The sequence below is a fragment of the Methylobacterium sp. E-041 genome, from assembly GCF_022829665.1.
In the GTDB taxonomy this organism is placed as follows: Bacteria; Pseudomonadota; Alphaproteobacteria; order Rhizobiales; family Beijerinckiaceae; genus Methylobacterium.
This window is the reverse complement of the sequence record NZ_JAKSYQ010000292.1, coordinates 1-12,980: the sequence shown is the minus strand read 5'-3', so window position 1 is coordinate 12,980 and position 12,980 is coordinate 1. Positions and strand designations below refer to the sequence as shown.

13 protein-coding genes and 1 pseudogene are annotated in these 12,980 nt (G+C 70.9%); 8 read left to right on the top strand and 6 right to left on the bottom strand.

Annotated features, from left to right (window positions below; genetic code table 11):
- Positions 1–121 precede the first annotated feature (121 nt).
- From MKK70_RS27015 to glcF, 3 genes are all read left to right on the top strand, one after another.
- Positions 122–1,564, top strand: coding sequence for a lipopolysaccharide biosynthesis protein (locus tag MKK70_RS27015; RefSeq protein WP_243951001.1), 1,443 nt, complete (start codon positions 122–124; stop codon positions 1,562–1,564).
- Between the two features lie 102 nt (positions 1,565–1,666).
- Entirely contained in the window at positions 1,667–2,851 is a 1,185-nt protein-coding gene (locus MKK70_RS27010) for an FAD-binding protein (protein WP_243950999.1), read from the top strand.
- Positions 2,852–2,982: 131 nt separating this feature from the next.
- The gene (gene glcF, locus MKK70_RS27005) at positions 2,983–4,323 is read left to right on the top strand and encodes a glycolate oxidase subunit GlcF (RefSeq protein ID WP_243934702.1); all 1,341 of its coding nucleotides are present in this window, start codon (positions 2,983–2,985) and stop codon (positions 4,321–4,323) included.
- 6 nt (positions 4,324–4,329) lie between these two features.
- On the opposite strand, the pseudogene MKK70_RS27000 reads toward glcF, so the two are convergent.
- The 4 genes and pseudogenes from MKK70_RS27000 to fumC form a co-directional block, all read right to left on the bottom strand.
- Positions 4,330–4,956 (bottom strand): annotated as a pseudogene (locus tag MKK70_RS27000) (MBL fold metallo-hydrolase); the annotation flags it as partial.
- 2 nt (positions 4,957–4,958) lie between these two features.
- Entirely contained in the window at positions 4,959–5,174 is a 216-nt protein-coding gene (locus MKK70_RS26995; RefSeq protein WP_243950997.1) for a ribbon-helix-helix domain-containing protein, read from the bottom strand.
- 248 nt (positions 5,175–5,422) lie between these two features.
- Positions 5,423–5,614 (bottom strand): DUF4169 family protein, encoded by a 192-nt coding sequence (locus tag MKK70_RS26990; protein WP_243950995.1) that lies wholly within the window; start codon positions 5,612–5,614, stop codon positions 5,423–5,425.
- Positions 5,615–5,644: 30 nt separating this feature from the next.
- Positions 5,645–7,057, bottom strand: coding sequence for a class II fumarate hydratase (gene fumC / locus MKK70_RS26985; RefSeq protein WP_243950993.1), 1,413 nt, complete (start codon positions 7,055–7,057; stop codon positions 5,645–5,647).
- A gap of 135 nt (positions 7,058–7,192) precedes the next feature.
- Here fumC and MKK70_RS26980 point away from each other — a divergent pair, with 135 nt between their 5' ends.
- Complete coding sequence (locus tag MKK70_RS26980; protein ID WP_243935435.1) at positions 7,193–8,587, top strand: cytochrome P450; 1,395 nt, start codon at positions 7,193–7,195, stop codon at positions 8,585–8,587.
- Between the two features lie 12 nt (positions 8,588–8,599).
- Here MKK70_RS26980 and MKK70_RS26975 read toward each other — a convergent pair whose 3' ends face one another.
- Positions 8,600–9,349, bottom strand: a complete 750-nt coding sequence (locus tag MKK70_RS26975; protein ID WP_243950991.1) for a phosphodiester glycosidase family protein — start codon at positions 9,347–9,349, stop codon at positions 8,600–8,602.
- Between the two features lie 196 nt (positions 9,350–9,545).
- On the opposite strand from MKK70_RS26975, the gene MKK70_RS26970 reads away from it, so the two are divergent.
- Entirely contained in the window at positions 9,546–10,016 is a 471-nt protein-coding gene (locus tag MKK70_RS26970) for a hypothetical protein (RefSeq protein ID WP_147727334.1), read from the top strand.
- 61 nt (positions 10,017–10,077) lie between these two features.
- Here the strand turns inward: MKK70_RS26970 and MKK70_RS26965 are convergent, their stop codons facing one another.
- Positions 10,078–10,488 carry a DUF4174 domain-containing protein gene (locus tag MKK70_RS26965; RefSeq protein ID WP_243950989.1) on the bottom strand — a complete coding sequence of 137 codons (411 nt, stop codon included), beginning with the start codon at positions 10,486–10,488 and terminating at the stop codon, positions 10,078–10,080.
- A 125-nt stretch (positions 10,489–10,613) separates the two neighbouring features.
- On the opposite strand from MKK70_RS26965, the gene MKK70_RS26960 reads away from it, so the two are divergent.
- The 3 genes from MKK70_RS26960 to MKK70_RS26950 form a co-directional block, all read left to right on the top strand.
- Positions 10,614–11,630 carry an NADP-dependent oxidoreductase gene (locus tag MKK70_RS26960; RefSeq protein ID WP_243950988.1) on the top strand — a complete coding sequence of 339 codons (1,017 nt, stop codon included), beginning with the start codon at positions 10,614–10,616 and terminating at the stop codon, positions 11,628–11,630.
- 210 nt (positions 11,631–11,840) lie between these two features.
- A complete protein-coding gene (ssb, locus tag MKK70_RS26955) occupies positions 11,841–12,377 on the top strand; it encodes a single-stranded DNA-binding protein (RefSeq protein WP_243934693.1) in 537 nt (178 codons plus the stop codon).
- Between the two features lie 362 nt (positions 12,378–12,739).
- Positions 12,740–12,980 (top strand): TadE/TadG family type IV pilus assembly protein (locus MKK70_RS26950; RefSeq protein WP_243950987.1); only part of this gene is annotated, 241 nt, incomplete at its 3' end.

The following is a 12,980-nucleotide window of genomic DNA, read 5'->3' as shown; positions in this document are numbered from 1 at the left end:
CGCGCCCTCGTCGTGCCGGATTCAGGGAATCTTACCGGCGCGGCGCTAGATCGAGGCCGCAGGCCGCGCTCGCCCGTGCCGGTTCGTCCCCGAAGGCTCGTTCGTCCCCGAAGGCTCGTCCATGGCCGTGATCGCCGCTTTCGTCCTGAATGCCGGGCTGAACTTCGTCCTCGGCCTGCTCATCGCCAAGCTGCTCGGGCCGTCCGACTTCGGACGGTTCGCACTGGCCACCGCCGGCACCCTGGTGATCACCACCGTGCTGTTCGAATGGCTGCGCCTGTCGGCGACGCGGTTCTATTCCGTGCGCGTGCGCCTCGACGAGCCGTGGATCCGCCACGGCCTCGACCGGGCCTACGCCATCCTCGTGGCGCTGCTGTTGTCCGCCGCGGCCATCGCCGGCGGCCTCGGTCTCGGCGACGGCCCCGACGGCCACGCCGCGATCCTGTCCGGCGCGATGCTGGCGGCGCTCGGCATCGGCGTGTTCGACTACCATGCCGCGCTCGCCCGCGCCCGCTTCGACGGCAAGCTCTACTTCGGCCTCGTCGCGGTGAAGAACGTGCTGGCCTTCGCGATGATGGCGGCGGCCGCCTGGTATCTGCGCCAGCCGGCCTGGGTGCTGGCCGCCGCCGGGCTGAGCCAGCTCCTCGCGGTGATAATCCTGCGCCACCCGCTGCGCGACCCGGTGACGACGGTGGAGCATCATCGCCGGCGCGAGACCTGGACGCTGTTCCTGCGCTACGGACTGCCGCTGATCGCGGCCAACGCCGTCTACCAGCTCCTGCCGTTCCTCAACCGCGGCACCATCGCGGCGCAGGCGGGATTCGCCGAGGCCGGCTACTTCGCCCTCGCTGCCGACGTGACCGCACGCAGCCTGACCATGCTCGGCACGGCGCTCGACCTGCTGCTGTTCCAACTCGCGGTCCGCGTCGAGGAGCTGCACGGACGTGCGGCGGCCGAACGTCAGGTCGCCGCCAACGCCGCCACGGTCTTCGCGCTGCTGCTGCCCTGCGCCGTCGGGTTCTGGGCGGTGCTGCCGGCGCTCGAGGCGCTCGTGGTGCCCGAGGCCTATCGCGGGCCTTTCGCCCTCTACGCGCTGCTGCTCATCCCGGGCCTGTTCTGCCTCGCGATGATGTTCTTCGCAATCAACCCGGTGTTCCAGATCCGTCGCCGCACCCTGCCGGTGATCGCGGCCGCGGCGGCCGGGCTCGCCGTCAACGGGCTCGGCCTGCTCGTCCTGCCGCCGCTGCTCGGCGGCGCCGGCGTGGCGCTGGCCCAGACGCTGGCGCTCGGCGCGGCCTTCGCCTGGCTGGCCGTGCGGGCCCTGACCGGACGCGACCGGCTCGTGCTGCCCTGGAGCGAGATCCTGTCCGCGAGCGCCGCCTGCGGCGCCATGGCCCTGGCGCTCACGCCGTTGCGCCATCTCGATCCGCCGCTCGCGCTCGGCCTCGCCGTGCCGCTCGGCGCCGGCCTCTACGCGGCCGTGGTGTGGATCTTCGACATCGCCGGCCTGCGCAGCCAGGTCGCGGGGCGCGTCCGTTCCACCCATCCCCTGGCCGCAGAGTAGAGCGGTTCCACTTTGCAAGGCGGCCGCGATCCCGCATGATCGCGGCCACAAGGATGCCGCGCAGAAGGCATCCGCCGAAAACACGCGACCGGGCAGGAAACGATGCCATTCTACGAGCCCCGCGACGAGGGCGAGGCGGCCGACATCGTCGGTGCGGCCGCCGGCCGGTCCGAGCGCCTGCGCCTCGTGGGCGGTGACACCATGGCCGGGATCGGCCGGCCGGCGCAGGACGAGGCGACCCTGTCGGCGCGGGCGCTCTCCGGGATCACCCTGTACGAGCCGGCCGAGATGGTGATCGCGGCGCGCGCCGGCACGCCGCTCTCCGAGGTCCAGGCGCTGCTCGCCGCGCGCGGCCAGATGCTGCCGTTCGAGCCGATGGACGCCCGGGCCCTGATGGGCAGCGCCGGCGCGCCGAGCTTCGGCGCGGTCGCGGCGGCCAACAATTCCGGGCCGCGCCGCATCAACGCCGGGGCCGCCCGCGACAGCCTGATCGGCGTGCGCTTCGTCAACGGCCGCGGGCAGGCGATCAAGTCCGGCGGCCGGGTGATGAAGAACGTCACCGGCCTCGACCTCGTGAAGCTGATGGCCGGCTCCTGGGGCACCCTCGGGCTGCTGACCGAGGTCACCTTCAAGGTGCTGCCGGTGCAGGAACGCGTCGCGACGCTGGTCTTCTCGGGGCTCGACGACGCCCGCGCCGTCGCCGCGCTCGCCGCCGCGCTGGGCTCGCCGTTCGAGCTCACCGGCGCGGCGCACCTCCCCGCGGGGATCGACGGCGAGGACCCCCGCACGTTGATGCGCCTCGAAGGCTTCTCCGATTCCCTCGACTACCGCATCGGCGAGCTGCGTAAGCTCCTGAAGCGCTTCGGCGCCGCCGAAATCCTCGATGGCGAGCCCGGCGCCGCCCTGTGGACGGCGATCCGCGACGCGACGCCGTTCGCCGGCTCGGCGGACGCCGTGTGGCGCCTCTCGACCGCGCCGACGCGCGGGCCGGCGCTCGCCGCCGCGATCGGCCGCGCGATGCCGGCCCGCTGGTTCTACGACTGGGGCGGCGGCCTGGTCTGGCTCGCCGTGCCGAGCGCGGGCGATGCCGGGGCCGCGGCGATCCGCGGGGCGCTCGCCGAGCACCGCGGCCACGCCACGCTGATCCGCGCGCCCGACGCGGTGCGCGCCGCGGTGCCGGTGTTCCAGCCGCTGTCCGAGCCGCTGATGCGGGTGACGCAGGGGATCAAGGCGGCGCACGATCCTGCGGGAATTTTCAACCCCGGGCGGATGTACGCGGGGGTTTAGCGCTTCCGCGCGGGGGCCCGACCTCGCGCGGGCCGTCCGCCGCATCGTGCCCGGCGCGAAACGGTGGCACAGACGATCGAAAGACGGGGCCGACGCGATCGGCCTGAGACAGGACGCATCCAGAACGCGCCATGCAAACCAATTTCTCCCTCGCTCAGCTCGCCGACCCGGCGATGGCGACCTCCGAGAAGATCCTGCGCACCTGCGTGCATTGCGGGTTCTGCACGGCGACCTGCCCGACCTACCTGCTGCTCGGCGACGAGCTGGATTCCCCGCGCGGGCGGATCTACCTGATCAAGGACATGCTCGAGGGCGGCAAGGCGGCGAGCGCCGAGGTGGTCAAGCACGTCGACCGCTGCCTGTCGTGCCTGTCCTGCATGACGACCTGCCCATCGGGCGTGCACTACATGCACCTCGTCGACCACGCCCGCAGCCATATCGAGGAGACGTTCTCCCGGCGGCTCGACGACCGCGCGCTCCGGGCTATCCTGGCTTTCGTGCTGCCCCATCCCGGCCGGTTCCGGCTGGCCCTGTGGGCGGCCAAGCTCGGCGCGCCGTTCAAGCCGCTGGTCGCGCGCCTGCCGCGGGTCGGCAACCGCCTCGCCGCGATGCTCGACCTCGCGCCCGCCGCGCTGCCGGGCCGCGAGCCGACGAACCGGCCCGCGACTTTCCCGGCCGTCGGCGCCCGGGCCGAGAGGAAGCGCGTGGCGCTGCTGCGCGGCTGCGCCCAGAGCGTGCTGCGCCCCGATTTCAACGCGGCGGCGATCCGCCTGCTGACCCGGCACGGCGTCGAGGTGGTGCATGCGGACGGGGAGGGCTGCTGCGGCGCGCTCACCCACCACATGGGCAGGACGGGCGATTCGCATGCCCAGGCCAAGCGCACCATCGACGCCTGGATCGCGGAGGCCGACGGCGCGGGGCTCGACGCGATCCTCGTCACGGCGTCCGGCTGCGGCACGACGATCAAGGATTACGGATTCATGTTCCGCGACGACCCGGCCTATGCCGACAAGGCGGCGAGGGTCTCGGCGCTGGCCAAGGATGTCACTGAGTTCGTCGCCACGCTCGGCATCGCGCCGGTGATCGAGAGCGACCTCGTCGTCGCCTACCATTCCGCCTGCTCGATGCAGCACGGCCAGGGTATCCGCACCGAGCCGAAGGCCTTGCTGAAGCAGGCGGGTTTCACCGTGAAGGACGTGCCCGAGGGGCACATCTGCTGCGGCTCGGCCGGCACCTACAACATCCTGCAGCCGGAGCTGGCAGGCAAGCTGCGGGCGCGCAAGGTCGCCAACATCGAGCGCATGCGCCCCGACGTGATCGCCACCGGCAACATCGGCTGCGCCACCCAGATCGGGAAGGGCACCGCGATCCCGATCGTCCACACGGTGGAGTTGCTGGATTGGGCGACCGGCGGACCGCGGCCGGCCGCGATCGGGCGATCGGCCGAGCCGGCGCTGCAGGCGGCGGAGTGACGAACCTCAGCGTTCGAGCTGATAGGTGACCGGGATCCAGCGATATCCGGTGCCGCTGCGCCCGACGTAGCCGAGCGAGGGGAACGAGGTGTGGTAGCCGGCGACGACGAGGTCGTCGGTGGTCGCCATGTCGTAGATCCGCCGGCGCGTCGCGGCGCCCGCGGCCTTGTCCATGTCGAACAGGGCGTGCCAGCCGGGCTCGGCGAGCGAGGCGACCTCGTGGTGGGCGCAATCGCCCCAGATCAGCATCCGCCGCCCTTCGCTCTCGACGTGGAAGGCAAGGTGGCCGGGCGTATGCCCGTAGGCCGCGAGCGCATTTATCCCCGGCACGACCTCGTCGCCATCCTTCATGAAGCGCGTCCTTGCGGCGAGCGGCATGAGGTGGGTGCGGAACACCAGCGCCGAGGCGTGCTCGTTGCTCGATGGCGCCGCCGCGAGCCGTTCGGGCTTCGCCCAGAACTCGTACTCGGTCGCGCCGACGACGAGGCGCGCGTTCGGGACTGCCGGATGCCCGTCGCGCATCAGCCCGCCGATGTGGTCGGTGTGGCAATGGGTGAGCACGACGACGTCGACCGCCTCCGGCGCGGTGCCGGCCGCCTCGCTCAGCCTTCGCGACATCCGGCGCTGACGACCGGTCAGGGTGCCCGCTCGCGAAATGACGCCAGCACGAAGACCCGGATCGCCGAGGACAGGTTCTGGCCGTCGCGGCCGGCATCGATCGCCCCGATCAGCGCCTGCACCGATTGGCCGCGTGCTGCGGCGAACTCGCACAGAGCGGTCCAGAACGGATCCTCCAGCGACACGCTGGTGCGGTGGCCGGCGATCATCACCGAGCGCTTGGTGATGCTCATCGCGGGCTCTTCCCTCCCTTCCCAACCTTCCCCGTCATCCCAAGGCGCCGAAGGCGAGCCCGGGATCCAGAACCGCAGGTCGTGCCTCGGATGGCGCCGTCGGCGGCTCTGGATCCCGGGCTCTGCTGCGCAGCCCCGGGATGACGGAGTGAAGCGGTATCAGAAGCAATCCACTTGGATCGGACGAGATCGGTGAACGCCGTGGCCCCCTCCAGGGAAACGGACGTCGCGCGGCGGCGCACCCTCGCTCACGTCTCCGAATCCGGCCCGACCAGCTTGTGGCCCTCGTGGCGGGCGACCTCGATCGCCGTCTTGCGCTCCTGCAGGGTCCGGGCCTTCTTCGGGCGGCCGAAGGCGATGCGGTTGTCGGCCGCCTTCTCGTCCTTCTCGACCCGCAGGCGTGCCTTGCGGGCTTGGCGCAGGTTGATGATCTCGGCCATCGCGTCGATCTCCCGGGTCTCGGCTTCGGCCTACTCGGCGCTCGGGGCCAGCATGGTCTCGGGCCGCACCACTCGCTCGAACTCGGCCTCCGTCACGTAGCCGAGGCGCAGGGCCTCTTGCTTCAGGGTGGTGCCGTTCTTGTGCGCCGTCTTGGCGATCTCGGCGGCCTTGTCGTAGCCGATCGAGGGCGCGAGCGCGGTCACCAGCATCAGCGAGCGGCTCATCAGGTCGGCGATCTTGTCCTCGTTGGCCTTGATCCCGACGACGCAGTTGTCGGTGAAGCTCACCGCCGCGTCGGCGAGCAGGCGGATCGACTGCAGCACCGCGTTGGCGATCACAGGCTTGAACACGTTGAGCTCGAAGTTGCCCTGGCTGCCGGCGAAGCTCACGGTGGTGCCGTTGCCGATCACCTGCGCGCAGACCATCGTCAGCGCCTCGCACTGGGTCGGGTTGACCTTGCCTGGCATGATCGAGGAGCCCGGCTCGTTCTCCGGCAGCGACAGCTCGCCCAGCCCGGAGCGCGGGCCGGATGCCAGCAGGCGGATGTCCTGCGCGATCTTGAACAGGCCGGTGGCGAGCGCCGAGAGCGCGCCCTGCGTGAACACCAGCGCGTCGTGGGTCGCCAGCGCCTCGAACTTGTTGGCGGCCGAGGTGAAGGGCAGGCCGGTCAGCTCCGCGACCTTGGCGGCGAAGCGCTCGGCGAATTCCGGATGCGCGTTCAGCCCGGTGCCGACGGCGGTGCCGCCCTGCGCCAGCGCCAGCACGCCGGGCAGCGTCGCCGCGATGCGCGAGCCGCCGAGCGCGACCTGCGCGGCGTAGCCCGAGAATTCCTGGCCGAGCGAGACCGGGGTCGCGTCCTGCAGGTGGGTGCGGCCGATCTTGACGATCGATTCGAAGGCCTTCGCCTTCGCGTCGAGCGCGGTGTGCAGGTGCGTCAGCGCCGGCATCAGGCGCTCGGTGATCTCGCGCGAGACCGCGATGTGCATCGCCGTCGGGAAGACGTCGTTCGAGGACTGGCCGCGGTTGCAATGGTCGTTGGGGTGGACCGGCGACTTGCCGCCGCGCTTGCCCCCGAGCCGCTCGTTGGCGAGGCTGGCGATCACCTCGTTGGCGTTCATGTTGGACTGGGTGCCCGATCCGGTCTGCCACACCACCAGCGGGAACTCGTCGTCGTGCCGGCCCTCGACCACCTCGGCCGCCGACGCCGCGATCGCCTCGGCCACCTTCGGGTCGAGGCCGCCGAGATCCTGGTTCACCAGGGCGGCCGACTGCTTGACGAGGCCCAGCGCGTGGACGAGCGGCGCCGGCATGTGCTCGGTGCCGATCTTGAAGTTCTGGATCGAGCGCTGGGTCTGCGCCCCCCAATACCGGTGCGCCGGAACCTCGATCGGCCCGAAAGTGTCGGATTCCGTGCGGGTGGCGGTCTCGGGCTGCGGCGACATCGTGGCCTCTACGTTCGGTGCGGTGCGGTGCCTACCTACGACAGGCGGCGGCAAATCGCGAAGGCGCTTTTCCGGCCGTGTCCCGACAAACGCGGCGGCCTGTTCCCCGTCGCGCCAAGCAAGGATGGCGCCCGAATGACGGCGACGATCGCGATCGACACGGATGCGCCGGTGGCGTCCCGCTTCCGGCCGCCGGTGCCGGCGCCGCGCCGCACGGCGATGGGCCTGTTCGAGTTCCTCAAGGCGGCGCGCAAGAACCCGATCACCACCTGGATGGAGGATCACTTCACCGCCCCCGTGGTGGCCGGCGACGGCGCCATGGGCCGCATCACCGTGGTCAGCGACCCGGCACTGATTCGCTACCTCCTCGTCGAGAACGTCGGCAACTACCGCAAGGACGACCTCCAGCGCCGCGTCCTGGCGCCCGGGCTCGGCAACGGCCTGCTCAGCGCCGAGGGCGACGCCTGGAAGCTGCAGCGGCGGACGCTGGCGCCGATCTTCTCGGCGCGCACCGTGCAGGGTTTTTCCGATGCAATGAACGCGTCCGGCGCCAAGCTCGCCCGCCGCCTCGTCCGGCGCGACGGCACGCAGGTCGACGTCGCGCTGGAGATGACCCGCGTGACGCTGGACGTGCTGGAGCGGACGATCTTCACCCAGGGCCTGCCCGGCGATCCCGATGCGCTCGGGCGGGCGATCACCCGCTTCCTCGAGGCCGTCGGGCCGATCGACCCGCTCGACGTGTTCGGCGTGCCCGATTTCGTGCCCCGGCTCGGACGCCTGCGGGCGCGGCCGGCGGGGCGCTACTTCGCCGAGGTGGTCGAGGAGCTGATCGCCCGCCGCAAGGCGCTGTTGGCGGCCGGCGGCGCGCCGCAGGACCTGATGACGCTGTTGCTGGCGGCGCAGGACCCCGAGACCGGCAAGGGCCTCACCGACCTCGAGGTTCAGGCCAACATCGTCACCTTCATCGCCGCCGGGCACGAGACCACGGCGAATGCCCTGACCTGGGCGCTGTACTGCTTGGCGAAGGACGACGCCGCCCGCGAGCGCCTCGAGGCCGAGGTCGACGCGGCGGGCGACGGCGACGTCGCGATCGAGGCGCTGCCCTTCGCCAAGGCGGTGATGGAGGAGGCGATGCGCCTGTTCCCGCCGGTGCCGTTCCTCAGCCGCCAGGCGATCCGCGACGATCGCCTCGGCCGCATCAAGGTGCCGCGCGGGTCGATGGTGCTGGTCGCGCCCTACGTGCTGCACCGGCACCGCACCCTATGGGACGATCCGGACGCCTTCGTGCCGGAACGGTTCCTCGGTGCGAACCGCGACGCGATCCCGCGCTTCGCCTACTTGCCGTTCGGGGCGGGCCCGCGCGTCTGCATCGGTCAGAGCTTCTCGCTGCAGGAGGCGGTGATCGTGCTGGCCCACATCGTCCGCGCCGTGCGGTTCCGGATGCCGGCCGATCATCCGCCGATGACGCCGCTGCACCGGGTGACCTTGCGGCCCGAGCACGGCCTGCGCATGGATGCGACCCGCCGCTGAGGCGGCCCGTCCCTATCGTGCGACCGCCCCGACCATCGGCCCGAGCGGGCGGCTGATGTCGCTGCGCTTGAGCGCCGGCGCGTAGAGGCTCGACACGCTGCCGTCGAGGAACAGCGCGTTGCGGCACCCGAGGTCGTCCCGGAACAGGCGCGCGAAGGCGCCGAAGGTGACGGGATGCTCCGAGATCGCGAACACCGCCACCCGCCCGTCGTCGCGGACGCCGACGCCGTTGCGGATCTTCTGGCTCGGCCCGTCGGCGGAGATCTTGGGGTGGATCTGCCCGTCGATCACCAGCATCGGGCCGGACTGCGTCGCGAAGTCGGGCCTCAGGCGTGCCTTGAGGTAGTGCCCGGTGTCGAGCACGCCGGCGCGCTCGCCCTTCACGTAGAACACGCCGTTCGGCTTGAGGTGGAAGTTGCCCGGCCCGTTGGCGGTCGAGACGCCCTTCATCTCGCGGCCGTCCTCGACGTAGAGGCCGACCGGGGCCTGGTCCTTGTCGTACATGCCGGCGTTCATCGCAAAGCTCAGGCGCGGGCCCTGCTTCTCGGCGAGCGCCGAGAGCGACGAATAGGGCTGCCCGTCGGCGCCGAGCCAGAACAGCCGCACGCGCTGGCGGCGGAGATCGACGGTGCACACGGTGAAGCTGTCGCCCTGCGCCTGGATCGGCCGGCAGGCCTCGGGGACGGCAGTCTCCGCGCGCGCGCCGCCGCTCGAGACGGCCAGGAATGCGAGAGCCGCCGCTAGGGTCGAACGTAACATCATCGTGAGGCCCCGAAGCAGCCGAGCCATTCGCACGCCTGCGGCGCGTCTCCTCACCTCAGAATGCGACGCTTTTCAAGCAGCCGCGATGGCCGCAGCGAGGAGGCGGTTTCGAATGTCGCAGCCTGAACCGAAATCGGCGCCTGCGCGTTTCTCGGACGATGGGGGTTACGGTCACGACTCTTCTGGAGATGGTTTGATGAAGCGTCTTCTTCTTGCTTCGACGTTGATGGTCGGAGCGCTCGCTTACCTGCCGGCGTCGGCCGAGGCGCGCGGCTTCGGCGGTGGCTTCCATGGCGGTGGGTTTCACGGCGGCGGCTTCGGCGGGTTTCGTGGCGGTGGCTTCGGCGGGTTCCGTGGCGCCGGCTTCCGGGGCGGTTTCGGCGGCTATCGCGGCGGCTTCGGCGGATATCGGGGCTACGGTTACGGCCGCGGCTACGGGTACGGCCTCGGCGGCCTGGGTCTCGGTGTCGGCCTCGGCCTCGCCGCCGGCGGCCTCTACGGGGGATACGGCGGCTACGGCTACCCGGGTTACGGATACGGCTATGGCTACGCCCCGGCCGCCTACGGTGGCTACGGTTACGGTTACGGCGGCGAGTGCGTGACCGTTCCCCGGGTCCGCTGGACGCCGTACGGCTATCGCCGCGTGCTGGTCGAGCGCTGCTACTGAGCGGATCGACGACGGAAACGAGAAAGAGGGCTGCCCGCGGGCGGCCCTTTTTTGTTTCGGCTCAGCGCTGGCGGCGCATCTCGTCCCGGCGCATCGGCATCGCGTCGATCGTCGAGAACAGCCGCAGCGCCGGGATCGGCTCCGCCGCCGTGATCTTGGCGCCGCCGTCCTTGCCGACGAGCACCGCGCGGAACGCGTCGGCCGGAAGGCGCAGCTGCCGCCGGATCGCCGCGGCGCTTTCCCCTTCGCCCACCGCCTCGACCACCACGAGATCCCGCTCGCCGAACCCGGCACGCGCCGCCTCGACGGCGGCGCGCTGCTCGGCGAGCCGGCGATCGTCGGCATCCGGGGCGGACAGGACGAGCACGCGCGACGCCTGGCGATAGCGCGCCAGCGGGTCCTGCGCTGCGGCGGCCTGGCCGGCGAGGGCGATCGACGCGATGGCGAGGGCGAGGCCGGATCCGACGCGCATGCGGTTGCTCTCGTGTTTGGGGATCGGTTCGATCGGGCAACGCGGAACGCGCGCGACGGTGACATCGGGCCTCGCCGCTGCGACATGATAGGCCGATCGATCCTCGACCCTCACGGAGACCCGGCATGGCCGCCAAGAACCGCCGCATCGTCCTCGCCGCGCGTCCGCACGGCGAGCCGACCTTGCAGAACTTCCGCCTCGAGGAGGCCGTCGTCCCGACGCCGCGCGCCGGCGAGATCCTGCTGCGCACACGCTGGCTCTCGCTCGACCCTTACATGCGCGGCCGGATGAGCGCGGCGAAATCCTACGCGCAGCCGGTCGGCATCGGCGAGCCGATGACCGGCGGGACGGTGAGCGAGGTGATGCGCTCCGAGCACCCGGACTTCCCCATCGGAACCCTGGTCCAGGCCTTCGGCGGATGGCAGGATTTCTCGGTGTCCGACGGCAAGGGCCTGCGAAAGGTCGATCCCGCGGTCGCACCGCCGACGACGGCGCTCGGCGTCCTCGGCATGCCCGGCATGACCGCCTATACCGGGCTCCTCAACATCGGCGAGCCGAAGCCCGGCGAGACCGTGGTGGTGGCCGCCGCCGCCGGGCCGGTGGGATCGCTCGTCGGGCAGATCGCCAAGCTCAAGGGTGCGCGCGCCGTCGGCATCGCGGGCGGCCCCGAGAAGTGCGCCTACCTCACGCGCGAGCTCGGCTTCGACGCCGCGGTCGACCATCGCTCCGACGACCTGCCCGGTGCGCTGGCCGCCGCCTGCCCGAAGGGCATCGACGTCTACTTCGAGAACGTCGGCGGCGCGGTCTTCGAGGCGGTGCTGCCGCTGCTCAACGACTTCGCGCGCATGCCGGTCTGCGGCCTGATCGCCGGCTACAACGCCACCGAGCTACCGCTTGGCCCCGACCGGTCGCCGCTGCTGATGCGCGCGGTGCTGACCAAGCGCCTGCGGATCCAGGGCTTCATCGTCTGGGATTTCGCGAGCCAGATCGACGCCTTCGAGCGGGAGGTCGGCGGCTGGATCGCGGATGGATCGGTGAAGTACCGCGAGGACGTGGTCGAGGGCCTGGAGAACGCGCCCGAGGCCTTCATCGGCCTGCTGAAGGGCCGCAACTTCGGCAAGCTCATCGTCCACGTCGCCTGAGCGGGACTTCGCAGCCGGCGCCGCGCGATGCGGCACCGGCTTGCCGCGTAATCGGAACAAAGATAGAACACAGGAGGCCGGCGCCGCGTTTGGGTGATGGGGACAAGCGCCGCTGCGCCGGTTGCCCGGGCTCGTCCCGAGGCTCATGAAGAGCACCCGCGGGTTCGGCCGGACCGAGCCCTGTGAGATCCGACGGCGAAGGAGAGAGCGATGGCGGGCAGCGTCAACAAGGTCATTCTGGTGGGCAATCTCGGGCGCGATCCCGAGACGCGCCGCCTCGGCTCCGGCGATCCGGTGGTCAACCTGCGCCTCGCGACCTCCGAGTCGTGGAAGGACAAGGCGTCGGGCGAGCGCAAGGAGAAGACCGAGTGGCACTCGGTCGTGATCTACAACGAGAACCTCGCCCGCGTGGCCGAGCAGTACCTGCGCAAGGGCTCGAAGGTCTACATCGAGGGCCAGCTCCAGACCCGGAAGTGGACCGACAATTCCGGCGTCGAGAAGTACACCACCGAGGTGGTGCTCCAGCGCTTCCGCGGCGAGATGACGATTCTCGACGGGCGCGGCGGCGGTGGCGAGATGGCGGCCGACGACGAGGGCGGCGGCCAGGTCAGCCGCGGCGGCGGCGGCGGCGAGTATGGCGGTGGCCGTTCCCAGGGCGGCAGCGAGCGGCGTCAGCCCCCGGCGCCCGCGGGCGGTGGCGGCGGTTCGCGCGGCAACTACGACCTCGACGACGACATCCCGTTCTAGGCAGCACCCGCCCGCCGGGCGCCGTCGGGCCTTGCTCCTGATATTGTGAAGGCCCCGGATCACGCATCCGGGGCCTTTTTCGTTCCGGGTTCCAAAGCATCGTCGCTCACGGATCGAGCAGATCGCGAACGGCGGAAAGTCATTTTTTCCCGGCCGACATGATGCGCCGCTCTCCGCAAGTCTTTATCCCGGCCGATCGCCTTATTGTCCTAGATGAGGGGGCGTTCCGTGCGACCGAGGGTTGTGCTCATGTCGCGATGACGCCGCAGGATGTCATCTAGGGTTGGTAGGGCGATTCAACTTTGGTTTAGATCTTCGGGTGGATAGCGTCTGAATAACGTATCTCATCCGCCTCAGGTGTCATGCCTCGCCGCCTCGTCCGCGCATTTCGCCCGTCACCGATCCGCACGTTCGCCGCCGCCGCCGAGGGGGCCGCCGCGGTCGAGTTCGCCCTCGTGTCGTTGCCCTTCCTGGCGCTGGTCGGCGCGATCATCCAGATCGCGTTCGTGATCTGGGCCGGCCAGAACTTCGACCGCACCGTCCAGAACGCGGTGCGCGGCCTGTTCACCGGCCAGTTCCAGATCGCCAACAGTGGGACGACCA

Coding starts and splice junctions, on each gene's coding strand:
- fumC (WP_243950993.1), bottom strand. CDS start 7,057: ATGTCGCCGCAGCCCGAGACCGCCACCCGCACGGAATCCGACACTTTC.
- MKK70_RS27015 (WP_243951001.1), top strand. CDS start 122: ATGGCCGTGATCGCCGCTTTCGTCCTGAATGCCGGGCTGAACTTCGTC.
- MKK70_RS26975 (WP_243950991.1), bottom strand. CDS start 9,349: ATGATGTTACGTTCGACCCTAGCGGCGGCTCTCGCATTCCTGGCCGTC.
- ssb (WP_243934693.1), top strand. CDS start 11,841: ATGGCGGGCAGCGTCAACAAGGTCATTCTGGTGGGCAATCTCGGGCGC.
- MKK70_RS26990 (WP_243950995.1), bottom strand. CDS start 5,614: ATGGCCGAGATCATCAACCTGCGCCAAGCCCGCAAGGCACGCCTGCGG.
- glcF (WP_243934702.1), top strand. CDS start 2,983: ATGCAAACCAATTTCTCCCTCGCTCAGCTCGCCGACCCGGCGATGGCG.
- MKK70_RS26995 (WP_243950997.1), bottom strand. CDS start 5,174: ATGAGCATCACCAAGCGCTCGGTGATGATCGCCGGCCACCGCACCAGC.
- MKK70_RS26965 (WP_243950989.1), bottom strand. CDS start 10,488: ATGCGCGTCGGATCCGGCCTCGCCCTCGCCATCGCGTCGATCGCCCTC.
- MKK70_RS26970 (WP_147727334.1), top strand. CDS start 9,546: ATGAAGCGTCTTCTTCTTGCTTCGACGTTGATGGTCGGAGCGCTCGCT.
- MKK70_RS26980 (WP_243935435.1), top strand. CDS start 7,193: ATGACGGCGACGATCGCGATCGACACGGATGCGCCGGTGGCGTCCCGC.
- MKK70_RS26960 (WP_243950988.1), top strand. CDS start 10,614: ATGGCCGCCAAGAACCGCCGCATCGTCCTCGCCGCGCGTCCGCACGGC.
- MKK70_RS27010 (WP_243950999.1), top strand. CDS start 1,667: ATGCCATTCTACGAGCCCCGCGACGAGGGCGAGGCGGCCGACATCGTC.